This is a genomic window from Parasaccharibacter apium, assembly GCF_002917995.1.
Lineage (GTDB): Bacteria > Pseudomonadota > Alphaproteobacteria > Acetobacterales > Acetobacteraceae > Bombella > Bombella apis.
Genome location: NZ_LMYH01000007.1, coordinates 62,308 through 86,608, shown reverse-complemented (window position 1 = coordinate 86,608; position 24,301 = coordinate 62,308). Strand labels below are relative to the sequence as shown.

The 24,301-nt window shown below is 56.3% G+C and carries 16 protein-coding genes and 1 tRNA gene; 5 read left to right on the top strand and 12 right to left on the bottom strand.

All coding sequences use genetic code 11. The annotated features are described in order from the left end of the window. Nucleotides 1–243: 243 nt before the first annotated feature. Together ASO19_RS03235 and ASO19_RS03230 are read right to left on the bottom strand one after the other, a co-directional pair. Nucleotides 244–1,815: a 2-isopropylmalate synthase gene (locus tag ASO19_RS03235; protein ID WP_103765374.1), complete on the bottom strand. Its 1,572-nt coding sequence runs from the start codon at nucleotides 1,813–1,815 to the stop codon at nucleotides 244–246. Between the two features lie 192 nt (nucleotides 1,816–2,007). Then, a complete protein-coding gene (locus ASO19_RS03230; RefSeq protein ID WP_043561514.1) occupies nucleotides 2,008–2,832 on the bottom strand; it encodes an N-acetylmuramoyl-L-alanine amidase family protein in 825 nt (274 codons plus the stop codon). Between the two features lie 597 nt (nucleotides 2,833–3,429). On the opposite strand from ASO19_RS03230, the gene ASO19_RS03225 reads away from it, so the two are divergent. Next, a complete protein-coding gene (locus ASO19_RS03225; protein WP_181005191.1) occupies nucleotides 3,430–6,228 on the top strand; it encodes an Rne/Rng family ribonuclease in 2,799 nt (932 codons plus the stop codon). A 94-nt stretch (nucleotides 6,229–6,322) separates the two neighbouring features. Here the strand turns inward: ASO19_RS03225 and ASO19_RS03220 are convergent, their stop codons facing one another. Next, nucleotides 6,323–6,724 carry a hypothetical protein gene (locus ASO19_RS03220; protein WP_052349135.1) on the bottom strand — a complete coding sequence of 134 codons (402 nt, stop codon included), beginning with the start codon at nucleotides 6,722–6,724 and terminating at the stop codon, nucleotides 6,323–6,325. A gap of 85 nt (nucleotides 6,725–6,809) precedes the next feature. After that, entirely contained in the window at nucleotides 6,810–8,261 is a 1,452-nt protein-coding gene (gene xseA / locus ASO19_RS03215; RefSeq protein ID WP_103765373.1) for an exodeoxyribonuclease VII large subunit, read from the bottom strand. Between the two features lie 75 nt (nucleotides 8,262–8,336). Here xseA and purD point away from each other — a divergent pair, with 75 nt between their 5' ends. Beyond that, nucleotides 8,337–9,575 carry a phosphoribosylamine--glycine ligase gene (gene purD, locus ASO19_RS03210; protein ID WP_103765372.1) on the top strand — a complete coding sequence of 413 codons (1,239 nt, stop codon included), beginning with the start codon at nucleotides 8,337–8,339 and terminating at the stop codon, nucleotides 9,573–9,575. Nucleotides 9,576–9,656: 81 nt separating this feature from the next. Here the strand turns inward: purD and ASO19_RS03205 are convergent, their stop codons facing one another. The 3 genes from ASO19_RS03205 to polA are packed head-to-tail and all read right to left on the bottom strand — an operon-like array spanning nucleotide 9,657 to nucleotide 13,831. After that, nucleotides 9,657–10,334: an HAD family hydrolase gene (locus ASO19_RS03205; RefSeq protein ID WP_103765371.1), complete on the bottom strand. Its 678-nt coding sequence runs from the start codon at nucleotides 10,332–10,334 to the stop codon at nucleotides 9,657–9,659. A gap of 18 nt (nucleotides 10,335–10,352) precedes the next feature. After that, nucleotides 10,353–11,015 carry an SCO family protein gene (locus tag ASO19_RS03200; RefSeq protein ID WP_043561521.1) on the bottom strand — a complete coding sequence of 221 codons (663 nt, stop codon included), beginning with the start codon at nucleotides 11,013–11,015 and terminating at the stop codon, nucleotides 10,353–10,355. 35 nt (nucleotides 11,016–11,050) lie between these two features. Beyond that, nucleotides 11,051–13,831, bottom strand: coding sequence for a DNA polymerase I (gene polA / locus ASO19_RS03195; protein WP_258036075.1), 2,781 nt, complete (start codon nucleotides 13,829–13,831; stop codon nucleotides 11,051–11,053). A 97-nt stretch (nucleotides 13,832–13,928) separates the two neighbouring features. Between polA and ASO19_RS03190 the strand changes: the two genes are divergently transcribed. Together ASO19_RS03190 and ASO19_RS03185 are read left to right on the top strand one after the other, a co-directional pair. After that, the gene (locus ASO19_RS03190) at nucleotides 13,929–14,909 is read left to right on the top strand and encodes a lysophospholipase (RefSeq protein ID WP_258036064.1); all 981 of its coding nucleotides are present in this window, start codon (nucleotides 13,929–13,931) and stop codon (nucleotides 14,907–14,909) included. Nucleotides 14,910–14,979: 70 nt separating this feature from the next. Then, nucleotides 14,980–15,056: transfer RNA gene (locus tag ASO19_RS03185), tRNA-Arg, on the top strand. A 367-nt stretch (nucleotides 15,057–15,423) separates the two neighbouring features. Here ASO19_RS03185 and ASO19_RS03180 read toward each other — a convergent pair. The 5 genes from ASO19_RS03180 to ASO19_RS03160 form a co-directional block, all read right to left on the bottom strand. Beyond that, nucleotides 15,424–17,718, bottom strand: coding sequence for a hypothetical protein (locus ASO19_RS03180; RefSeq protein WP_146046908.1), 2,295 nt, complete (start codon nucleotides 17,716–17,718; stop codon nucleotides 15,424–15,426). Next, entirely contained in the window at nucleotides 17,715–19,160 is a 1,446-nt protein-coding gene (locus tag ASO19_RS03175) for a YobI family P-loop NTPase (RefSeq protein WP_103791297.1), read from the bottom strand. The genes ASO19_RS03180 and ASO19_RS03175 overlap by 4 nt, the downstream gene beginning before the upstream one ends. 526 nt (nucleotides 19,161–19,686) lie before the next feature. Continuing rightward, on the bottom strand, nucleotides 19,687–20,883 hold the full coding sequence (locus ASO19_RS03170) for a Dyp-type peroxidase (RefSeq protein ID WP_103765416.1): 1,197 nt from the start codon (nucleotides 20,881–20,883) through the stop codon (nucleotides 19,687–19,689). Between the two features lie 10 nt (nucleotides 20,884–20,893). Continuing rightward, entirely contained in the window at nucleotides 20,894–22,060 is a 1,167-nt protein-coding gene (locus ASO19_RS03165; RefSeq protein WP_043560787.1) for an NHL repeat-containing protein, read from the bottom strand. 10 nt (nucleotides 22,061–22,070) lie between these two features. After that, nucleotides 22,071–23,471, bottom strand: coding sequence for a carbohydrate porin (locus tag ASO19_RS03160; protein ID WP_248460423.1), 1,401 nt, complete (start codon nucleotides 23,469–23,471; stop codon nucleotides 22,071–22,073). A gap of 334 nt (nucleotides 23,472–23,805) precedes the next feature. Between ASO19_RS03160 and ASO19_RS03155 the strand changes: the two genes are divergently transcribed. Further along, a complete protein-coding gene (locus ASO19_RS03155) occupies nucleotides 23,806–24,234 on the top strand; it encodes an EamA family transporter (protein WP_043561539.1) in 429 nt (142 codons plus the stop codon). The last annotated feature ends 67 nt before the right edge of the window (nucleotides 24,235–24,301 follow it).

The window sequence follows — 24,301 nt, the reverse complement described above, 5'->3', positions numbered from 1 at the left end:
GCCGGATAACCCCGCACGCACGGGGAATGAAAATAAGCAGAACACCACCCACAGCATTCGCCACAAATTATAGAGCCCCGCAACAGTTCAGCAAGGCCATATTCCTGCCAGAGACAATATTTTTCGCAGAAAACTCCGCTTCAATTAACATGCGGTAACGTTTCATCCCCACCATGACAGAAGGAAAACAGCAGCCGACATGCAGGCATGGCAGTATCGGCTACCGGTCCCCTTCTCTCATCTTCAGGCAGACATTTCTTCCGGTTCACCCCGCAGACGTTTCACCAGCAGCTTGTTCAGGGCATGGATATAGGCCCGGGCTGCCGAAACGACCGTATCCGGGTCACTCCCCTGCCCGTCCACCAGGCGCCCCCCTTCCTGGAGACGCACGGTCGTACGGGCCTGCGCATCCGTACCTTCTGTCACATTGGCCACGGAGAACAGCGCCAGCGTCGCCTGATGCGGGAAGGCCTCACCGATGGCCCGGAACACGGCATCCACAGGCCCATTGCCCGTGGCAGAGACATGACGGGCCTCACCATCCACCTCGATATCCAGAACGACCTGGGCAGCATGCTGCGTACCGCCCTTCAGCTCCAGCGAGGTCAGACGGACACGCTCATGGTCACGGCTCTCATCATCCACCAGTGCCCGCACATCCTCATCAAAAACGATCTTCTTGTGGTCTGCCAGGGTCTTGAAACGCTGGAAGGCCGCATTGACCGTCTCTTCAGTCAGGTCATCATAACCCAGAGCCTTCAGCTTGTCCCGGAAGGCCGCACGGCCGGAATGTTTGCCCAGCACCAGCGAGGTGCTCGTCCAGCCCACGCTTTCCGGCGTCATGATCTCATAAGTCCCGGCATGCTTCAGGATGCCATCCTGATGGATGCCACTCTCATGGGCGAAGGCATTCCGCCCCACGATGGCCTTGTTCGGCTGGACATCGAAGCCCGTGATGGTCGCCAACAGACGGGACATGCCCAGCAGGCGGGGCGTTTCAATGCCGGTTTCCATGCCATAACGGTCATGACGGGTCCGCAGGGCCATCACGACTTCTTCCAGAGCGGCATTACCAGCACGCTCGCCAATGCCGTTGATCGTACATTCAATCTGTCGGGCACCACCTTCAACCGCTGCCAGCGTGTTGCCAACAGCCAGTCCCAGATCATTGTGGTTGTGCGTGGAGAAAATGACCTGATCCGCCCCCGGCACACGCTCCCTCAGCATATTGAAGATGCGCTCCATCTCATCGGGGGTTGCAAACCCGACCGTATCGGGAATGTTGATGGTCGTTGCCCCGTTGGCAATGGCCGTTTCCACACAGCGGCACAGAAAATCCGGGTCCGTGCGGGATCCATCCTCAGCAGACCATTCCACGTCATCCGTGTAACGGCGGGATTCCTTGTTGCCGAAAGCGATCAGCTCCAACACCCGCTCCGGCTCCATCCGCAGCTTGTACTTCATGTGCAGTGGAGACGTGGAGATGAAGTTGTGGATACGCCCACGCCGTGCGCCCTTGATGGCCCTTCCGGCAGCCTCGATGTCTTTGGCGGCGCTGCGGGCCAGACCACAGATTACGGGGCCATCCACATTATCGGCAATCTGCTTCACGCTCTCGAAGTCTCCTTCCGATGCAGCCGGGAAGCCTGCCTCTATGACGTCAACGCCCAGAGCTGCCAGCGCATGGGCCATCCGCAGTTTCTCGCCCAGATTCATGGAGAAACCAGGGGACTGCTCACCATCACGCAGGGTCGTGTCAAAAATGATGACACGGTTATCGGCAACATGACCAAAGGAAGGATGCTGAAAAGACATAACTACGCTCTAACTCCAGATATCTACGAAAACCCGAAATGGGAAAAAATACCCCTGAACGCAGCAAAGCAACCTGCTCGCCTGTATGGCGTTCAGGGGTTCATAAGTCGTAGAAGGAGGGCGTGAAAAAATGTCATTACCCCTCCACGCTAGCGAGCAATGACAGGGAATGCAAGCGGAACTCTCTGTTTTTTACAGCATCCCTTTCCGCTGCCGCAGGAAATAGCCATCAATGGCCTGTTTCATGGCCTGGGTGATCTGCGTACGGTGGGCAGCACGACGCAGCGCCTGTTCATCCAGATGGTTGGACATGAACCCCATTTCCACCAGAACAGACGGAATGTCTCCAGACTTCAGAACCCGGAAGGCCGCATGGCGGGATGGATGATGCAGGAGCTGGATGCGGTTCTGGAATGACCGGATCACACTGGCCGCCATATGCGCAGACCCCCGGCGCGTCTCTTCACGAACAAGACTGTTGAGTATTTCCTCCACATCCGGCGGCACGTCGGCCATGCCCGGCCCGGCAAAACGGTCGGCACTGTTTTCCGTCTCTGCCAGCAGGGCGGTCTGCCTGTCCGAAGCGTTGCCGGACAGCGTATAGACACTGGCCCCACGCACATCAGACTGATGCAGCGCATCGGCATGCATGGAGATGAAAAGATCCGCCTTGTGCCGATGGGCCAGCTCCACCCGCCCGGCAAGGGGGATGAAACGGTCATCCGTCCGGCTCAGCACCACATCATACCGGCCAGACGCCATGAGAAGCGCACGCAGCTCCGTTGCTGCAGCCACAGCAATATGCTTCTCATACGTTCCTGAGACACCGATGGCCCCGGGGTCTTTTCCGCCATGGCCAGGGTCCAGCATGATGACGGGTCTGGGCGGTGATGCTCCACGCAACACGGCGGGGGCCTTCCGCAATCCATGCCGTGCTGCCGCAGCCTTTCCCGCTCCGCCCGCCAGCAGCCCGCTGGCAGCCGCACCAAGAAGATGACGACGTGTCAGCTTTGCCATGGTGATCCTCCTCCCTCTCCGGTCCAGGTCCTGCCTGTCACACCCCATTAGGCGATCATTCCTGCCACGGGAACAATCTTCCTGCTTTCTTTGGTTAACAGCCTGATACAGACAGGAAAAAATGGCTTTATTCTGCCCCTTTCACCACCCCCCAACTACCCACTTGCCATGAAGGCCGATTTAGGCCATTGTCGCTTTGCAGAAGCCCGGATCTCCCATGCATCCCCGCCCCTGACAACGGGCAGGCAGGACAGCATCAGACAGGGCCCGCACATGCAGTACCTTTCGCGCCGTTTGGTGCAGATAGCCCGGGACGGTTGTTCCCGGTGTGCTCACACCCTGGCGGAGACACTGCATCCGAACCACAGGCAGCCTACCCGGATGGCCACACCATCCCCCGGCGGGCTGCGTCAATTCCCGATGGCAGGACCTGCCATCAGCGTGTTTACCAGAGGCTGCAATGCTGTTCTGTGTTATCCAATCTGGCGACCCCCTCAGGGTATCTGCCCGCAAGAGACCGGACCACCTGCCCTCTGCTGACCAAGACAATCGGCGCAGACAGGGCCATGCCCCGTGCGCCACGGAGTCCAGTCCTTCATGACAAAGCAGATGCTCATAGACGCCACACACGCCGAAGAAACCCGCGTTGTGGTCATGAACGGCAAGCGCATCGAAGATTATGATGTCGAGACATCAGCGCGCCGTCAGCTCAAAGGCAACATCTACCTCGCCAAGGTCATCCGTGTAGAGCCCAGCCTCCAGGCGGCCTTCGTGGATTACGGCGGCAACCGCCACGGCTTTCTGGCCTTCAGCGAGATCCACCCCGACTATTTCCAGATCCCCGTTGCGGACAGGGAAAAGCTCCTTGCCCTGCAGGAAGAAGAATACGCTGCCGAGCAGCGGGGCCGGGACAGCGATCCAGAGGCTGATGATGACGAAGACAGCCTTCCCGAGGATGACGAGCCCGGCCCGGAGATCGTCAGCGGGGAACATGATACCGGTGAGGAGCAGAGCGCCAGCCGCCGCATGGCCCGGTTCCTCCGCAATTACCGCATTCAGGAAGTCATCCGCCGTCGGCAGGTGATCCTTGTCCAGGTTGTCAAGGAAGAACGTGGCAACAAGGGCGCCGCCCTGACGACCTACCTCTCCCTTGCCGGACGATATGGCGTGCTGATGCCCAACGCCCTGCGTGGCGGTGGGGTCTCCCGCAAGATCACCTCCGAAACGGACCGTCGTCGCCTGCGGGACATTGTCGGCAAGCTGGACCTGCCCCGGACGATGGCCATGATCATCCGCACGGCCGGTGCAGGCCGCCCGGAAGCGGAAATCACCAAAGACTGCGACTACCTTCTCCAGCTATGGGACAACATCCGCAACCACGCCCTCTCCTCCATCGCCCCGGCGCTGATCTATGAGGAAGCAAGCCTGATCAAGCGGGCCATCCGGGACCTGTTCACCCGTGATATCGAGACCGTACTGGTGGATGGGGAAGAGGCATGGAAAAACACGAAGGAATTTGCCCGCCTGCTGATGCCCCACAATGCCAGCCGCATCCGCATGTGGCAGAACAGGGGGCAGAATCTCTTCGCCCATTATCAGGTGGAGAGCCACCTGGAGGCCATGTTCTCACCGACGGTAAAGCTGGAATCCGGCGGATATCTCGTCATCAACCAGACTGAAGCTCTGGTGGCCATTGACGTCAACTCCGGCAAGTCCACCTCCCAGCGCAATATCGAGGAAACCGCCCTCCGCACCAATCTGGAAGCGGCCGAGGAGGTCGCCCGCCAGCTGCGCCTGCGTGATCTGGCCGGGCTAATCGTGATCGACTTCATCGACATGGAAAGCCGCCGCCACAACAGCCAGGTGGAAAAGCGCCTCAAGGATGCCCTCCGGGTGGACCGTGCCCGCATCCAGCTGGGCCGCATCTCCCATTTCGGCCTGCTGGAAATGTCCCGGCAGCGTCTGCGCCCCTCCATTGCCGAGAGCATGCTCAGCCCCTGCCCGCACTGTCAGGGTACCGGCTTCATCCGGGGTGTGGAAAGCATGGCCCTCCAGGTCCTCCGCAGCGTGGAGGATGAAGCCAGCCGCCGTCGCTCTTCGGACATTATCGTCCATGTCAGCCCCAGCATCGTTCTTTACATGCTCAACAGCAAACGGGCTGCCATCAGCCAGCTTGAACAACGGCATGACATGACCATCCGTTTCGAAAATGACGACAGCCTGCCGGAAGGCGAGCTCCGCATCGAACGGCTGGCCGCACGCCAGAAACCCTCCCGTGAGGACAGCCCTGTCAACACGGTCCGTACGATCGACATCACGGAAGGGGCTGCCCCTGCAATGGAAGCCAGCCTGCCAGCCGAGGCCGAAGATACCCGGGACGAACAGGAAACGGGCAGTGAAAGCATCTCCCGTCGCCGCCGCCGCCGCCGTGGTGGACGTCGCCGCAACGAGCAGGAGACCCGGGACGAAACGGCAGAGACCAGCCTGCAGGAGGCGAGCCCCGCGGCGCCAGAGGCTGACAGCACGGCAGATACCAATGATGACCAGGCTCTCATGCCCGGTCGTCGCCGGACAAGGACACGGCGTGTCACGACCGCCGCTCCGTCTGCTCCAAGCCACCGTGAGGAAGAGACCGAGCAGCCCAGCCGCCGCCGTGAACGCCCGGCATCCCGGCGCCGCCCGGCACGCCATCAGGATGAACCGGCCCCCAGTCAGGCATCTTCTGGCTATCAGGGACCAACACCGGCCAATCCCTTCCAGGGGGCTGGCATCGACATCTTCGACATGATGGAACAGCAGGAGGCCCGCCTGAGCGGACGTGCTGAAGCCCCTCCTGCCACAGAAGAAGAACCTGCCGTTTCTTCCCGCCCCCACAGGCAGCCCGTGGAAACGGGAAGCCCTGCAGAAGGGGATGATGAAAAACCGGCCCGTCGCACCCGTACCCGTCGCCGCCCGGCTACACGCAGCCGCATCGTGGTGGACGAAGAGCAAGAAGAGGACGACAATCGTGTCGTGAAGATACCGGCCCGTCCAGTCGATCCTGCCGAGGCTGAAGAGGAAGCCGCTCGTCGTCAGGCGCGCCGCCCCCGTCCCCGCCGCCGCCCGGCACGGAACGAAACGGCAGAAGCGGACGCTGCCCCGGCTGCGGAAGAGGCGCCTGTTTCTGTCGCTGAAACCGGTGTGGACAATGAGACACCAACCGAGACAGAGGCAAAACCAGCCCGTCGGCGGCGCCCAGCTCGCCGCAAAAAGGCGGACACGGCAGAAGAGGCCCCTGTAGCAGCCGCCCCCAAGGCTGAGGACACAGCCCCGGTCGAGAATGTAGCAGCACCGCAGCCTGTCAATATCGATGAGGCAAAGCCCAAAAAGCGGCGTGTCGGCTGGTGGAAGCGCTAAAGGCGCCTCCTCCCCCTCCCATCGGAGCCCATGAAAAAGGGCGGCCAGATCACTTTCTGGCCGCCCTTTTCACATCCACACAAAAAATATGATGTTAGCGACAGACGCTATTGTTGCCATCCTCCGCAATGAACGTCCCCGTCAATGGCTGGAAGCAGGCATTACGGGTACAGCTGTTGCCTGTGGCCAGACTGCGACCATAGATTTCGCTCCCCGTACTGGCCTGCTCACGCAGGGCCGTACCACAAAGCGGTGTATTGACGGGAGCAGATGGCAGGTTCGTCTTCATCTGTGGTGAGGACGAACTGTCCCCGCTCCCCCCACCAGACGGCGCCCCGGCAAAGCTCTGGATGGCCGGATGTTGCGCTGCCTCGACCTGCCGGGCTGTTGGCTGGCTGCTACAGCCTGCCAAGACACTCCCTGCCACAAGAAGCAGGCCACAGCCCAGTCTCTGCAAGCCACATCTGTGGCGGCCCCTCGCAATGTTACGCACCATATCCCTCCTCCACATCCTCATGGATGTCCTGTCCTTCCTCGGGACGCCATGATGGCTCCCGGGGCTCCGAAATCTCCTGTGCAGACTATCTGCGGCCTTCATCCGGGTCCAGCCGGGCCTGCCGGACACCATCCGCAAAGGAAAGCTGCACATGGCTCCCCACTGGCAGGGCAGCGGATGATGTCACGGCATGACCTGCCTCATCCTGCACCAGAACATAGCCCCGTTCCAGAATGGCGAGGGGTGAGACGGCCTTCAGATGCCGGGCCACCCCTTCCAGCCTCGTCCGCTGGAGGGCAAGCCGGGACTGCACCGTCTCCAGCCGCAACGGCGCCCGCAGCAGACGCATCTGGCAGCCATCCAGATACCGCTCCCAACCAGACTGCAACCGCCCGGCCTGTGCCTCCACGAGGCCACGCCGCTGCCCCATGACGGTCTCCACGGCGGGCAAATGATAGGCAGCCTGCCCCAGCCGGGCACGGGCACGCATCACAAATCCCGGCAGGGCCAGCTCCAGCCTCTGGGCACGATCATCCAGCCGCATCCGGGCTGTGTCCAGAAGCCCCGGAAGGTCCGGCATCCGGGCCGCCACGGCCTGGAGCCGCAGCCCCTGCCGCTGCAATATCCCCGCCAGACCACCAGAAAGCCGCGCCGCCCGATGGGCGAGGTCCGCCATCAGCTCGGACCGCAGGGGCACCGCCATTTCAGCGGCGGCAGTCGGTGTGGGGGCCCGACGGTCGGCAGCGTAATCAACGAGGGTCGTATCCGTCTCATGCCCCACGGCAGAAATCACCGGCAGGGGGCAGGCCGCCACGGCCCGTACCACGGCTTCATCATTGAAGGCCATCAGGTCCTCCAATGAGCCACCACCACGGGCCACGATCAGCACATCAGGCGGATTGGGAAGGTTCCCCATGGCCTGCACGGCATGGGTGATCTGACGGGCTGCCCCTTCCCCCTGCACTGCCACGGGCCAGAGCAGGACATCCCGCGGGAAACGGCGGGATATGGTCGTGCAGATGTCGTGCAGCACCGCCCCGGACCGGGACGTTACCAGCCCCACGCAACGGGGCAGGAACGGAATGGGCTTCTTGCGCCCCTGATCGAACAGCCCCTCATCCCGCAGGCGGACACGCAGGGCTTCGATCCGGGCCAGAAGGGCACCTTCCCCTGCAAACTCCATGCTGTCGATGATGAGCTGATAGTTTGAGCGTTCGCCATAGGACGAAATCTTCCCGGTGGCGATGACCTCCGTTCCATTCTCCGGCACCATCCCCAGCCGGGAAACGTTCCCCCGCCAGATGACACCCGATATCTTCCCGCCATCATCCTTGAGGGAGAGATAGACATGACCGGAAGCATATCTCTTCATCTCCGTGATCTCGCCACGGACACGTACCCGCCCGAAGGTGCCTTCCAGCACACGTTTGATCGCCGAGGAAATGGCTCCTACGGAATATTCCGGTATGTTGCTGCTCTCCGGCCCCGTACCGCCCTGCGGTCCGGCGGGAGAAAGAAGGCTCTCTCGTTCCATCATGCGGCCATTCTATGCTAAATGGCAGATGACGTGAAAGCGGCTATCTGCATCACACGAGATATAAAAGGAAACAGGATGCGCGTACTTCTGGTGGGTTCAGGTGGGCGGGAACATGCCCTTGCCACAGCCATTGCCCGGTCCCCTCTGCTGGACACACTCTTTGCCGCCCCCGGCAACCCCGGCATGGCAGCCTGCGCACGCTGTGTTCCCATTGCGGCTGATGACATTGCCGGTCTTGTCGAGTTCGCCCGGAAGGAAAAGATCGACCTCGTCGTACCGGGGCCAGAAGTCTCCCTCGTGGCAGGGCTGACCGATGCCTGCCAGAAAGCAGGCATCGCCTGCGCTGGCCCCTCCCAGGCTGCCGCCGCTCTGGAAGGCAGCAAGGCCTTCACCAAGGAAGTGGCCGATACTGCCGGTATCCCCACCGCCCGCTGGCAGCGTTTCGACGCCAGCAGCAGCAAGGAGGCCGCCAAAGCCTACGTCCGTGAACAGGGTGCTCCCATCGTCATCAAGGCGGATGGTCTGGCCGCCGGCAAAGGCGTGGTCGTGGCCCAGAGCGTGGATGAGGCTCTGGAAGCCATCGACCGCCTCGGCCTGCCGCTGGTGATCGAGGAATGTCTTGTCGGACGGGAAGTGTCCCTCTTCGCCTTCTGTGCGGATGACAAAGCCAGCCTGATCGGGGCTGCACGGGACCACAAGCGGGTCGGTGATGGCGATACCGGGCCAAACACCGGCGGCATGGGAGCCATCTGCCCGCCACCGGATTTCGACCGGGCCGCGCAGGAAGCCGCACTGGACCTCACGGTCCGCCCGATGCTGGCCGAGATGGTCCGCCGGGGCACGCCGTTCCGTGGCGTCATCTTTGCTGGCCTGATGCTGACGGAAGAAGGGCCGAAGCTGATCGAATACAACGTGCGCTTTGGTGACCCGGAAGCACAGGCCCTGCTCATCCGTCTGGAAAGCGACCTTCTCCCTGCCCTCAAGGCTCTGGCGGAAGGCACGCTCTCCGAGGACAGCATCCGCTTCTCGGACAAGCCGTCCATTTCTCTGGTGCTGGCCGCCAAGGGATACCCGGATGCGCCCGTCAAGGGCGGTGTCATTTCCGGGCTGGACCGGACGGAACAGCTGCCCGGTGTATCCGTCTTCCATGCGGGGACGAAACAGGATGGTGACAGGCTGCTGGCCAATGGCGGGCGTGTCCTGACCATCTGCGCCACGGGTCCCACGGCAGCCAAGGCACGCTCCCGGGCCTATGAAGCTGCTGCGACCATCCAGTGGGATGACAAGATGCTCCGCAGCGACATCGGGCTGTAAGATTTTCCGCACCTGCAAAACAGGCCCGGCCCATGAAAATGAGCCGGGCCTGTTCCGTATGAACCTGTCCGCCGGGTTCTGTCAGCTTTCCGTTTCTGACAGCAGATTCGGCAGTTCCCACAAGCTGTCAAACTGATAGGTAGGTTTCATCTCCCTGCAAACCTCTGCCACACCGTGACCGTAACTGGCCCAGCAGACATCCATGCCAAGGGTCTGGGCAAACCCGATATCCGCTGTCGTATCACCCACCATGAGGCACTGCTCCGCCCCCCAGCCCGGCAGCATATGGGCCAGACGCTGCGTGAAAACCTCCTTCTCCGGCTTGCGGGGCAGCCCCTCTTCAGCACCGATGGACGCCTCAAAAAACGGCTCCAGCTGAAACCGGGCAAGGCTGTGCCGCAGGGTCGGGCCGTGCTTGTTGCTTACGGCAATCATCCTGTAGCCCCGCCCCTGGAGAATCTGGAGCACCTCATGGGCTCCGTCATACAGATAGGTTTCTTCCTCATCCGCCTGGGCATAACGCTGGCGGTAGGCAGCCACATAACGCTGGGCCTCATCCATGGAGGCCCCTTCATCCACAATGCTCTGATAGAACCCCTGTAGCGCATCCCCCTTGCCCAGCCGCTCCTTCAGGTAGGAACGGGGCGGTGGCGTCCGGCCGATATCCGTGAAGGCCTCCTCCAGACTCCGCAGGATGGCAGGGCGGGTCTCGGCCAAAGTGCCGTCATAATCCAGCAGAAGAATGGGGTAACGTAGCATGTGGGCTCTTCCTTGCTCTCAATTCTGTCCTGAACGGGCCATGATCTGTTCCAGACCCGCCGTCAGACCAGCTGCATCATCCGTCACGGGCAGCGTGTCAGCGTAATGACCTTCCGGTGTCATGACCACAAAAGATGGAGCCGACTGATAGTAACTCTGCCCCGGCTCCAGCGCATAGGGCGCATGGTAGAGGCGTGTCATGGCCTGTGTCATGTTCGGGGTCGCAAAGACCGGGAAGATGTGCGGGGCTACGCCCATCACATAGTCCTTCAGCGTGTCCGGGTCTTCCGCCCGGGCATCCAGCGAGACGACCAGAGGCAGGACAGGCTGGCCTTTCTGCTTCATCGTCACGAGGGTCTGGTCCAGAGCCTTGAGCGGAGGCTGGCAGCGTTCCGGCGGGCAGCGTGGGTCCACAAACCAGACGACCGTCCATGAGCCCCGGAAATCACCTTCCGTCACCATGCCACCACCAAGGGAAAAGACCCGGAAGGAGCCGCCCACCACATTGCCCTGTGCGTGAACCCGTGCCCCTTCATCCGCCCCTGTGGAGAGCCAGTAACCACCATAGCCCAGCAGCCCTGCCAGCAGGATCAGCCCCAGAACGACCAGCCCGGCCCGACGGACGACTGTTTTCTTCGGGTCAGTTTCCGGGCCTGCCCCGGTCTTCGAACGGTCCGTCATGTCTGTTCCTGTCTCCTCATTCCTGTCCGGCTGCATCAGTGCGCCTCAGCCCAGTTCTGGCCAAGCCCCGTTTCCACGGAAAGAGCGACATCCAGCCTGGCCACGGATTCCATGACCTCCCTCACGAGGGCCGCCGTCTCCTCAGACTCGGCTTCCGGGACTTCAAAAAGCAGCTCATCATGTACCTGAAGCAGCATCCGGGCCTTCAGCCCGGCCTCGGCCAGACGGTCCGGCAGGGTGACCATGGCCTTCTTGATGATGTCCGCCGCCCCACCCTGCAGGGGAGCATTGATGGCCTGACGCTCGGCATAGGACCGCTGCGCTGCCTGCTTTGCCGTGATTCCCGGCACATAGCAGCGGCGACCGAAGGGGGTCAGCACATAACCCTTCTCCCGGGCCTCTTCCTTCATCTTTTCCATATAATCCCGGATACCGGGATAGCGGTCAAAATAGGCCTCAATATAGCGTTTGGCCTCACCCTGCGGCACCTGAAGCTGCCGGGCCAGCCCGAAGGCTGAAATGCCGTAAATGATGCCGAAATTGATGGCCTTGGCCCGTCGCCTTGTCAGCGGGTCCATCTCTTCCAACGGGATGCCGAACACTTCGGACGCCGTGCGGGCATGGATGTCCTGCCCGTGACGGAACGCATCCAGCAGCGGCTCAATCTGCGCCACATGGGCCAGAAGGCGCAGCTCGATCTGGCTGTAATCGGCAGACAGAAGCCTGTATCCCGGAGCCGCCACGAATGCCTGACGGATGCGTGCCCCCTCCTCCGTGCGGATGGGAATGTTCTGGAGGTTCGGCTCGTTGGAGGAGAGACGCCCCGTGGTCGTGGTCGTCATCTGGAAGGTCGTATGCACACGCTGGGTCTTCGGGTCCATCAGCTTGAGCAGCGCATCCGCATAGGTGGATTTCAGCTTGGCCAGACGCCGCCAGTTCAGGATTGCCGTCGGCAGGTCATGGCCCTGCTCGGCCAGCTCTTCCAGCACACGGGAATCCGTTCCCCACGAGCCCGTTTTGGTGCGCTTGCCACCGGGAAGGCCCATCTCATCAAACAGGATTTCCCCCAGCTGCTTGGGCGATCCGATGTTGAAGGGCCGCCCCGCACGGTCATGAATCCCCTGTTCCATCTCCGCCATGCGGGTGGCGAAATCCTCCGACAGGCGGCGCAGCTCATCGGCGTCCACCCGCACGCCAGCTTCCTCCATGCGCTCCAGAACGGTGATGAGCGGGCGTTCCATTTCCTCATACAGGGCCGCCGCCTTCTGGCGGGGCAGCGTCACACGCAGCACCTCCCAGAGGCGCAGCGTCACGTCGGCGTCTTCCGCTGCATAGGCAGTCGCTTTATCCAGCGGCACCTGCGTGAAAGGCACCCGGTTGCGCCCCTTGCCCGTCACGTCATCATAGGGAATGGGGGTATGATCCAGATGCAGGCGGGAGAGTTCATCCATGCCCTGCCCGTGCGCCCCGGCGGACTGGGCGTAGGACAGCAGCATTGTATCATCCAGCGGGGCAATGACCTCCAGACCGGCCTGCCGCAGGATGGTGAGGTCATATTTTGCATTCTGGAAAATCTTCAGGACGGCCTCATCGGCCATCAGCGGGGCCAGCTGATCCAGCGTTGCCTTCACGTCCAGCTGGTCGCCCACGGGAGCTTCCAGCGTGCCTTCATGACGGAACGGCACATAACAGGCCCTGCCCGGAGCCACGGCCAGAGACAGGCCAACAATTTCGGCCGTGCGGGCGTTCAGGCCGGTTGTTTCCGTATCCACGGCCACACGTCCTGCGGCACGGGCGGCGTCGATCCACCGGGCCAGCGTGTCCCTGTCCGTGACGGTCTCATAGGGACCGAAAGGAGCCTCACTACGGGGTATCTCCCCGGCATCCTGCCCCTCTGCCGCAGCTGAGGCCGGGCTGGCCTCGGGCCTGCGCTGTGTCGGGTGACGGGCCTTGCCGCCAAAACCCATGCGCTGGAGAATGGAAGAGAACCCCATGCTCTCCAGCCAGCTCCGCAACGTTTCGGCGTCCGGCTCACGGGGACGCAGCTCATCGACAGGTGTCGGCACGGCCACATCATCCGCCAGCAGGACAAGCTGCCGGGAAATGCGGGCACCTTCGGCGTGATCGATCAGATTCTGCCGCCGCTTGGAAGGCTTCATCCCGGGGGCTGCTGCCAGAACGGCCTCCAGCGATCCATATTCATTGATCAGCTGCGCCGCTCCCTTGGGGCCGATGCCCGGCACGCCCGGCACGTTGTCGGTGGAATCCCCCATGAGGGCCTGCACATCCACCACCTTGTCCGGCGTGACGCCAAACTTGGCTTCAACCTCGGCCAGACCGATGGGCTTCTGCTTCATCGGGTCTTTCAGGGAGACACCGGGGCGGACAAGCTGCATCAGGTCCTTGTCTGACGAGATGATGGTGCAGCTGCCGCCCTGCTCCACGACCTGGCGGGCATAGGTCGCCAGCAGGTCATCCGCCTCCCAGCCCGGCAGCTCGATGGCCGGAATCCCGAACTGGTCGGTCGCCTGACGAATAAGGTCGAACTGGGGGCGCAGGTCTTCCGGCGGTTCGGGGCGATGGGCTTTATAATCAGGGTAAATGTCGTTACGGAAGGTCTTGCGGCCTGCATCGAAGATCACAGCCATCGGCTGGCCTTCATGCTCCTTGATGAGCCGGGAGAGCATGTTGGTGAAGCCATAGACGGCATTGACGGGCACACCCTCCGGACTGCTCATGGGGGGAATGGCAAAGAAGGCACGGAAAATGAACCCCGAACCATCCACCAGAACCAGATGTGTGTTTTCTGACGTCACGCCGTCTTTCTCCCCTGCCCGTGCTGGCAGATCAGTCTTGCAGATGCTTTCTTCTCTAGCCGATTTCCGCCGTTTTAAAAACGGCTCCCTGTCCGTCATGTCCGCATTTCTGCTCATGGGCCTGCTTGGAGGATGCCAGACACCCCCAGCCCCCCGGAGCCTGCCCCACCGCCCGGCCGAGGCGGCTTACATCCCAGCCAGTGCGACAATTGCCCTCTCCGATGGCCGCAGGGCACCGGTACGGCTCTACCCGGCAACTGCTCCCCAACGTGGTGTCATTCTGGCCTTTCATGGCTTTGGAGACAGCCGAGACGCCTGGGAGGTCATGGCCCCGGCCCTCAACAGGGCGGGCTTTCTCATTGTCGCACCGGACGTGCGGGGCTTTGGCGAATTCCCCGCCAAGGGAGGATGGAGCACGACCGACAGGATGGTTGCCGATGCCGTGGAGGAAGCCCGCTGGTGCCAGCAGCACTGGCCCGGCCAGCCCCTCCATCTGATGGGGGAAAGCATGGGGGGTGCCCTTGCCCTCCTGACCAGCACGGCCCTGACGGCTCCCCGCCCTGACGGGCTGATCCTTCTGGCCCCGGCCATCATGACGATTGGTGAGCCGTGGCAGACCCTTCTGGAAGGCTGGAACCTCATCACGCCACAGGCACGGCTGACGGGTGCGCATATGCCGGGGCATCATGTCGCCACGGCCAATCTCAGGGCCATACGCCGCATGTTCTTCGACCCGCTGACCCGCCACGGCACGAACGTTCACGCCCTGAGAGGGCTGACGCATCTGATGGCCCATGCGCTGGAGCAGGCACCCTCCGTACAGATACCGACCCTGCTCGTCTGGGGAGACAGGGACCAGTTCGTCCCCGCCTCTGCCACACGTCGGCTGATACGGCAGGCCCCACCGTCCCTCTTCCGGCTGGATGAGCTGCCCCGTGGGTATCACCTCATCACCCGTGAACCGCAGGACCGTCCGGCCAAGGACATCATCTCATGGATCGAGCGGCCTGACCGCTTTCTGCCCTCTGGCGGGGACAGTGCCGCCACCATGTGGCTCTGGCTGGAACAGACACGCTGACATGGATGAAAAAAGAGTGCCGCAAGGGCTAGGCAAGCACGCCACTTGCCGTTAAAAGTACCGCCAACGGGGACCCGTAGCTCAGCTGGATAGAGCGTTGCCCTCCGAAGGCAAAGGTCGCGCGTTCGAATCGCGCCGGGTCCACCATGGATTTTCCCAATTTTCTGGCATTTTACCGTCGAGTCCGGCATCACTCCACAAGGAACTGATCCGATTTGAACTAAGCCATGGTATTTTTTGATCAGATCGAAAATGATTCTGAAGAAAAATAGCCTCGATCGTTCATTCCTACAAAGGAATCCTCTAACGAGAACAAGCAAAACAGCACTGAAGAATAAACTTATTATTTAAGTCAATCCAAACGACATTCCTTACAGCGGCTGATCAGCAAGTCCCATATAAAGTAAAATTTATGCTCCTTTTAAAGGAACAATCCCACCATCTGATAAGAGTTAGAGGGTATAATCATATGTTATGGATATAAACCCCATCTCTTGATCTTGATATTTACCTATCATGAATTTCTCATTCGTTTCTTATACACCTTTATGCTGTCTTTCTCCGCTTTTTTCCAAGAACTTACAATATTTTCATTCCGAAGACGCTCTAATATTTTAATGTTCTCCTTACTGTCCTCAATACGAAGCCTACTGGTACTTTCATCAGAAAGCTGAAGATAAACACCCCCTAAACCACACAGAATACGCAAGAAAACATCTTTTCCAACCTGATCAATCACTCTTACCAAGAGTCCTACAAAAATTTTACTATCAATCCTCTCAAGGCTATGTACAGCCCTTTCCAATACTGCTCCAACAATAGGAATATTTTTTTCATGAGCATATTTTATTACTTCCTCCCAGGAAGATCCATCAAAAACTTCTATGAAGTTTTCTGTGTTCTGGACAATATACTTTTTAATATCCGATGGAATTTTCTTATCTTTAAAGAGTTGAGTTAGATCTCCTGCAACGAGATCAGGAGTCATATACGACCGAAAATTCTTGGACTTACTTATGAAATCAGAACGTGCTGACCATTCCATTTGAGAGAGTCGTTCATAAGATTTTTCATCATCAGCAATAATATCCCTCTCAATCAGCCATCCAAAGAGCTTGTTGTCTCGTGAGACAATTTTATCAACTTGTAGATACTTTCCTAACTTCAAATCAGAGACCAATTTCGTCCGCAAGTCGGATGAAAAGAAATTATCAGGACAATTAAGAATACGATATGCTATATTTTCACGCCTCGTTTCCCCTTCGTCAGAATTATTCTCATCTATCACTTCAACTTCCGATATACCCTCTTTGGCCTTAAGTAAAGAAGCAAGATTTTCATCCACTTCTCCATTTTCTCCAACATATAAACAGATATTATGAAGTGTCGGTTGAAATCTTCCAGTTTCCGCCAAAAGGGGCCAGACATCATCAGGAAGAGACTCTATTTTTTCCACCACACAACTATCATGAACATTAATTAATACATCTTTAAGGCAAGAAACATTATAAGAAAAAAGCTCTCTAATTACTTCAACAAAAGACTCATTATTGTCTATAGAAAAAACTTTCCCCTTGATAACTTCAATATACTCGGAAATTTTGGACAATACATAATCATATACTTCCTTATTATTTCTTCTAATTCTATTAAGTGAAATACTATCCTTTGAAAGGTCTGCGGCTAAAGAAATATTTTCACATGTAAGCTTATAAATATTTTTCCTTACGAAAGCCTTCTGAAGTTCCTCACCAAGATACCGCAATGCAGGCACACATACCTTAGCTCTCCTATAGAGTTGAGAAATACTCTCAGCATTCTCATGAGACATTCTAGCAGACAGAACAGAAAATTTATCATAATTTTCCAACAAATAATCTGCCACAGATTCATCTATGCTTTGCTCTTTGAGACAAGATATGTCGGACAATATCCCATTTATTAAAATTATCCGAATGTTATTGTCAAAGTCCTCTCCACCTATGAAGTGAAAAATAATCTCAGACGAGAATTTAGCCAGTTTTTGAGCAAGTTTTATCTTGTCCTCATTCGTCACCGAATCTGACTTATAATAAGAATTAAGAAACTTTTTTTCATGTTTTCCTAGAAGACTCAATTTTCTAGAAATAATATCTAAAGCATTCTCTTCCTTATCTAGAAGATATTTTAGAATATCAATATTATAAAAAGAATATTTTGAGGAAATTTCATCCCTATAATCATTAATGATATTCTCAACATCACAATGATCCAGGTGAAAATATTCATCCATAACGTCACACTCTATATGATGGATGATAAAATTCATTGCATTGGAACTAAAATAGGAATCATGGTAACGGGTCGTATATAAAGAAAAATTGCGTCCAACATAGCCGTGCTCGACAAGTTGATAAGCCAGCTTGCTCTGCAATAGTGTACGAACTTCTGTTATAAAATCTTTGTCACCTTCCTCCGCATTGGAGACCTCCATAGAACTTGAATAAGTTATCAATTCATGAAAGTCACATACATTCAAATATCTATTTTCTTTATCTAATTTCTCTATCTCCTTTTCCAGATCCTCTCTATCCAACTCCATCAACTTTAGAAAATCCACCTCACGCCCTACCAAATCACAGATACGATCTCTCGATAGATTTATTTTTAATTCTTCAAACTGACTTAGATAAGCTGACCTACTTATACGTTCATTACATTCCCAGACAAGATTATAAGCCCCCTGTTCAATATCCATCCAGAATTTAGAAGATTTCATCTCATCCATAGAATGATGAACACTACCAACAGTAAAATTCTTAACATTCACAGAACACCCATATCCCGCCCCACATTTTCTATGTATTTTTTTATTATATCATGTAGCCGCACACTATTCCCTTCTAAATTTTCAATTTTATCCAAATTATCTCTCATCTCTTTTATCTTAGTAGCATTCAAATTTATGCGTCTATTAATAAATTCACGGCTCATCCTATACAAATCATCTATCCTGCTTTTTCTAAAGCGTATGTTTTCAAAATCTTCTAAATGAGTATTTTTATACACAACCATCGCAAAAAGCTCATTATCCTTCAATTTAAGAGCTTCACCACCTCCTGAGAAAATCATTTTTCTGAATACAATAAATTCATTCAATATATTCTTTAGTAACCTCATATCCGGGATGGCTGACATGGCTATATTGATCAACTTATTATCAATCTTATGATCTTTAATTTTCTCATCAATTATATCTTTTGCAAGACTCTTGGATGTCAAATATGTCACGAAAGGGACAATAGGAATGATTATATCAAAAAATTTTGTTCTATTAGAGTTGACCGCTTCCTTATGAACAAATCCGTCCAAATCCATCTCACCTTCTCTCCTTTCAAAGATACTATCCTTTACAGCATAAATAAATCTAATATTCTTTTTTATTTGAGGAGAATTATTTAACAATGTATTCAATGAACGTAAAGTATCAAAAATATGACAGTCATCAAAACGATCGATATCCTCAAAAATTACTATATCCTTGTTAGAGGTATCAAAAAAATAGACAATCTCATCAAGATATTGATCAAAATACGACGCAGAATTTTCATCCAATGAAACAGTAGCTGATCCTGCTGATAACTGCTTTACTCTAATTCGTCCATCAAAAATCTTAAACAGACAAAATATAGAAACAAAAAAGATAAATGGAAATACCGCATATGACAAAGGTTTATATGCATATAATAAAGGAAACTCCTTTAGAATTTTCTCCAGCCACCCCGCAAGAAAAAAAATAACGGTTAATATCACGCTTGCCCAAAAAGATATGAATATACATCTCATCCATTGAAAACGCTCAATTCGCCTGAAACGTGATGCAGGAGCCTTTTTAGGACTTTCTCTATATAAAAGCTGCTTGACAATCTCTTTCTGAATCTGGTTTGTTAGCGTCATTGCTTGTGGAGGCAAAGTAGCTTGCTCCTCATTATCTGGAATATTACCTTCTTTTATTTTCTCATATGTACTTTTCCCAGATAAAGATAGAGTGGATAAGGACAACTCAATTACACCATTCTTACCTGCTGTAAATTTCTTTAGAATACTGCTTTTCCCCGTTCCATAAGGACCGGATAAAGCTATATTAAGATTTTCCTTATTCTTGAGAGCTTCCTCAAGTGCTTTTACATATGTGCCATGTTCCTCTTCTATGTAGGCAGGTTTCAGCGAAACCAAAGAAACATCAAAATCACAACAATTTTCATCAATCATATTTTTTACTCTCCAGCCATAGACTCACAGTCGTCACTGTGGTCTCAAAGCTCCATTTTCAGCAACATGACCTAACACATTTCTCATGTCCGGCTCCACACGCATCACCCTCCAAAAGAACAAGAAAAAACAGACATTGGGAGCATTTATAGTGCCGATACGTTTATTGATTCCGAAATGAAGATGCCCATGCATAAATAAAATATAATTCATCATCGAATAAATTAAAAATCGAAACTTTAATGAAAGTACAAAAATAGTATAAGTTAAGCTGGGGATACACTTGTAAAATCCATTAAAAATTTTGACAAAATCACTTTCTTGACACTAGAAATCTACCTCCACGCCAGAATAATTCTCACTTTAAGAGACGTATACATCGTCAGCCAATACAAAATAACCCCTCCCATCTCACATCCCAGAGAACACTCTACACCCCCCCCACACTCAACCCGCCATGGAAACTTTACCCTCCAGATTGTGCCTCAGTCTTGGAGCCTCCCCACACAAAGGGGGAACCAGCCCCTCACCCCAGCAGCTCCTGACCTATGTAATGGCCATCAAGACGCCCCGGGCAGGCGAACAGGCCGCTGCCTATGTGGGTCGTGTACTGGTTCATCATGTCGAATTTCGACATACGCTCGAATATCCTGGTGAAGGCCGTGCGGGGGTCCTGCTGATAGGCAAGGAACATCAGCCCGGCGTCAAACTCGTTGCCCTGCCGCCACGGGGGCCAGCGTTCGGCAATGTAGCTCAAACCGTTATCATAGGAATAGGAACGCCTCAGCAGCTCCGCACCGCCATTCTCCTGCGGGGCGGCAAGGCGGGCGTGTGCATTTTCAGACGTGACAGGATTCCCGTCTTTGTCGGTCTGGCTGAGAGTCAGCGGCTCATTCTCATGATGGCCACCAATGGGGGCACCGCTCTGCTTCTGACGCCCCATCGTCTCCTCCTGAAAGCCCGTCCTCGTACGGTCCCAATGCTCCAGGGCAATGCGGATGATGCGGGCCACAAGATAGGTTCCCCCCTGCATCCACGCTTCGTCCGTCGGGGCTGCCCAGAGGACCCGCTTCGCCACGGCGGGATTGGCTATATCGGGCTGTATGGTGCCATCCTTGAAGCCCATCAGATTGCGGGGTGTCTGATGCCGGCCAAACTCCGGTGAAAAACCGGTCTGTGCCCAGCGTGGGGTTGCCCTGCCGTCGGCCAGACGGGCCAGGATGCGGATGGCATGAAAGGCCGTCTGCGGATCCGTCGCACAGCTCTGGATGCAGACATCACCCCCCGTATGGGCCGGAACGAGCTGTTCCCCCGTAAAACGGGGCAGGTCGGCCAGCGGAGCCGGACGCCGGTCCGCAAGACCATACCGGTCCTTCCCCTCCTTCGTGAACAGTCCCGGCCCGAAGCCGAAGGTCAGGGTCAGGCTCGCCTGCTCCAGACCATCCACATCACCGGAATCAACAAGATGCGGGGCGGGCCGGTGCGCCATCAGGGCCTCGGCGGCCTCCGTCCATGCCCTCATCATGTCGGCCACATCGGCCTTCTTCTCCGCCGTGAGATCAAACGTGATGAAATACAGGAACGGCAGCTGCGGCAGCATGATGCCGGGCTGATGACGCAGGGAAGAGGCCATCGCAAGGCTGGTAGCGGGGCGCATCAGCTCCAGCCCTGCCAGCCCCAGCGCCCCCCCCAGAAGAGTGCGGCGGGAAAGAGAAAATGTCATGGTTCTACTTTCACGGAAGGGCAACATTGAGCGTGTTCATGTCATCTTCGACATAATAGAATCCCCTGTTGTCAGGGGTCATCGCCAGACCGAACAGGTCGCCATTGCCCGGGGGCTGCTGGGCCTGGTCATTGTCCACCCACTGGGCATAGAGCTGTTTCTTCGCCACGGGGTCTATCTCGACAACCTGCCCGTTGCGCCCGTTGGCCACCAGCAGGTGATGCCCCGGCACCCAGATCATCGCCAGTGGCCAGTTGAGCAGCTGCCCTCTGGTGATGATGCGCCCCACGGCATCATTCTGACGTGTCACGGGGGTCGTGCGGTTCACGGCATCATCAATGGCCGTGACCTCCTCATCATAGCCATCCGTGACATACAGCGTGCCGTCACTGTCCAGAGCCAGTCCGGTTGGCCCAAAAAGGAAATTGTCACGATCGGCACGACCGGCAAACCCGGTCGCTATGATTGACTGTCTGTCCAGCACAGGGGGCTTACCCGGCGGAACATGCAGATTGAAACGCATGACCGTCGCATTGTGCAGGATGGGTGGATAATGCGTTGCCGGGTCCAGAACATAAGGACTTGGCAGTCCTGCCGCCGCCATGGAGATGAAAAGCGTGGCCGTGTCTCCGTTATCAATGCTGGCAATATTCCCCCACGGCCCCGTAATGTCCGGTCCTTTCCACGCCGTGGCAAATTTTCCGTTGGCATCAAAAACCAGAAGGCAGCCATCCCCCTTCGTGCCTGTTGTCCCGTCCTTGCTTGGCGTGCTGCCAACAATGACCCAGCCCGCCTTGAGCACCGTCAGGGCCGTCGTGAAGCCGATCCCCCCCGGGCAGGCCGCCAGATTGGCAGGGGCACTGGCAAACAGGCGTATGTTTTTTGTCACGGGCGAATAGGCCACGATGGTCGTGCCGGTTCCCTGAAGATTGTTCACATTGTTGAAGTTGGTGATGAGCACTTCATCCTTCTTCAGGCTGCCCATGTCCTGCGGCACCAGATAGATCGCATAGGGATTGAGATCACCATTGCCCGGACTTGTGGAAGCCAGCATGGCATGGCGGCGGATGGTCTCCAGAAACCCCTTCGGAGCAGCCTCCCCTCCCTGTGGAGCAAACACGGCAGCGAAAGCGAAGCAGGCCAGGCCGGGCAGAACTCTGCGTAGAAACTGTTTCATGAAGCACCTCCTACAGGGCAATGATCGCACGCAGACCAAGGACGGCAATGTCCTTCACGCGCCTGTCAGGGTGAAGAGTATTCGGCACCCCACCTGACGGATTGAAAATGTACTGGAAGTCCGGCTGGAGCTGGAGCCAGCCTGTCATCTGGCACTGATACATCAGCTCCATGTAGGTTTCCCCGCTCTGGGACGGCATGTAGCTCCCGTTGTAGAACCGGGTCGCCCTGTCAAATTTGGCCAGCGCCTTGCTGAAATGCGTGTAGCCCATGGCAAGCCCCAGCGTGTCATCCTGCCGGTATGGCAGCGGGTCCTTGAACGTGAAGCCGAAATTCAGGCTGAAATCGTTGGGCGCACGGTCGGACTGCGGCGTCCCCATCGCCCGGCCAAAGACATTGAATGTCCGGTTGGGATCGTAATGGCTGTGCCACAGCATCTGGTCCACCACCGCATACAGGCTGAAAAGGCCACGGTGACGGCGGGCCACGCCACTGCTTGCCGGAGACGCAAGCGGCACGTGCATGTTGTCCCAGTACTGGTCCGCAAAAGGCTCGGAATCATACCAGGCCCCGATGCGATAGACCCGTGAGAGCGCATCGGCCTGATCTGGCGAGACCATGGCCCCCAAGGCGGGATAGACATACTGGAACTCCACCAGAGCCAGCACACCCCGGTTCAACACGAAACTCGTCCCGGATGGATTGCTCTTCTGAGCATCCACACTGACATTATGAGCAGGACTGCCACTGAACACGCCAGCCTGCACATATAATGGTGTGGCCATCCAGTATTTCGCCCTCACCCCCAGTGAGGAGAGCGGATAGGCCGGTCCGCCACCGGGCATGTCCGCCGAAGGCACCATGGGCCAGCCGAACATGGTGTTGGCAAACACGAGCGCATTGCTGCTCACCATCCATTCCTGGTCCAGGCTCTGCTGGCCAATCTTTATGTCCAGAGCCTGCTGGTCCAGAAATTTCTGGTCAAACCACATTTCCCACAGGCGGGTGGAACGGTCTGCCTCGATCCCGCTGATGGTCTGGGCCACCTGAAGATTGTCATCACTGAGACTGCGCCCATGTATCTGTTCCATGCTGACCTGAAAGGTACCGCCGTACCAGCCAAAGGCCCGCTGCGTATTCAGTTGCAGCACCGCAACAGTCAGGCCGTCATAGGCAGCTCCCCGCCGTGTTCCGCCCGTGACATTGCCGAAAATCTCCGACGTCTCCTGAAGGGCAAAAACCAGCCCCGCCTTCCCCATGGCTGTCCGCAGGCCCCACATGCTGCCGAGCAGGTTGGAATCCCGTTTCCAGTTTGACAGAAACCCGAAGAGGCCGTCTGCACTCTCATCCCCTGCCGCTGCGGCATTGCCCAGATTGACCACGGGGGCACGGGCCTGAGCTGTAGTTCCCATAAAAAACGAGAGCAGGCCAATCACTACAACCTGCACAGCACAACAACGGGACCGGGTGAACAGCCTTCTGAAAGTAAGGGTGGGCATGGCGGCTCCGATAACTGTTAATGATTCTTATTATTGATATCGGAAAAATTTTTCGATTCAATTAAAAATTGATTCTCATTCGCAATTGAAAGACGTTACCAGCACTCTGAACAGCCCATTCCCGTCAAAGAAGCAGAATTGCCATGATGTCTACTCCCCACCATGATTGAAACACGAAGACAACCCGCAGGCCCATCCGATCATCTTTCAGAACGTCTCTGCCACAATATCAGGAGGACACATCATCATGCTTTCCACCTCATGGGTCTTCTGGGCTCTGCTTTCAGCAGTTTTTGCTGCACTGACAGCTCTGTGCGCCAAGATTGGCGTCAACAACATTGATTCCGACCTGGCCACCTTCATCCGCACGCTGGTCATACTCGGCGTACTGGGGATGATCTTGCTGATTACAGGCAAATTTCACGAGACCAGAGGCTTCAACATGCGGGGCTGCCTGTTCCTGCTATTATCCGGTCTGGCGACGGGGGCCTCATGGCTCTGCTATTTCCGTGCCCTAAAGCTGGGCGATGCTGCCCGTGTTGCCCCCCTTGACAAACTGAGCGTTGTTTTCGTGGCCATACTCAGTGTCACCGTCCTCGGGGAGCAACTCTCCCTCAAGGGCTGGCTGGGAGTCCTGTTCATCGGGCTGGGAGCCATTCTGGTCTCCCTGGGGTAGACCTTTCTCCCCGTTATCAGTCGCCACAAAAAAACGGACCCACCCAGAGGGCAGGTCCGTTTTCTTC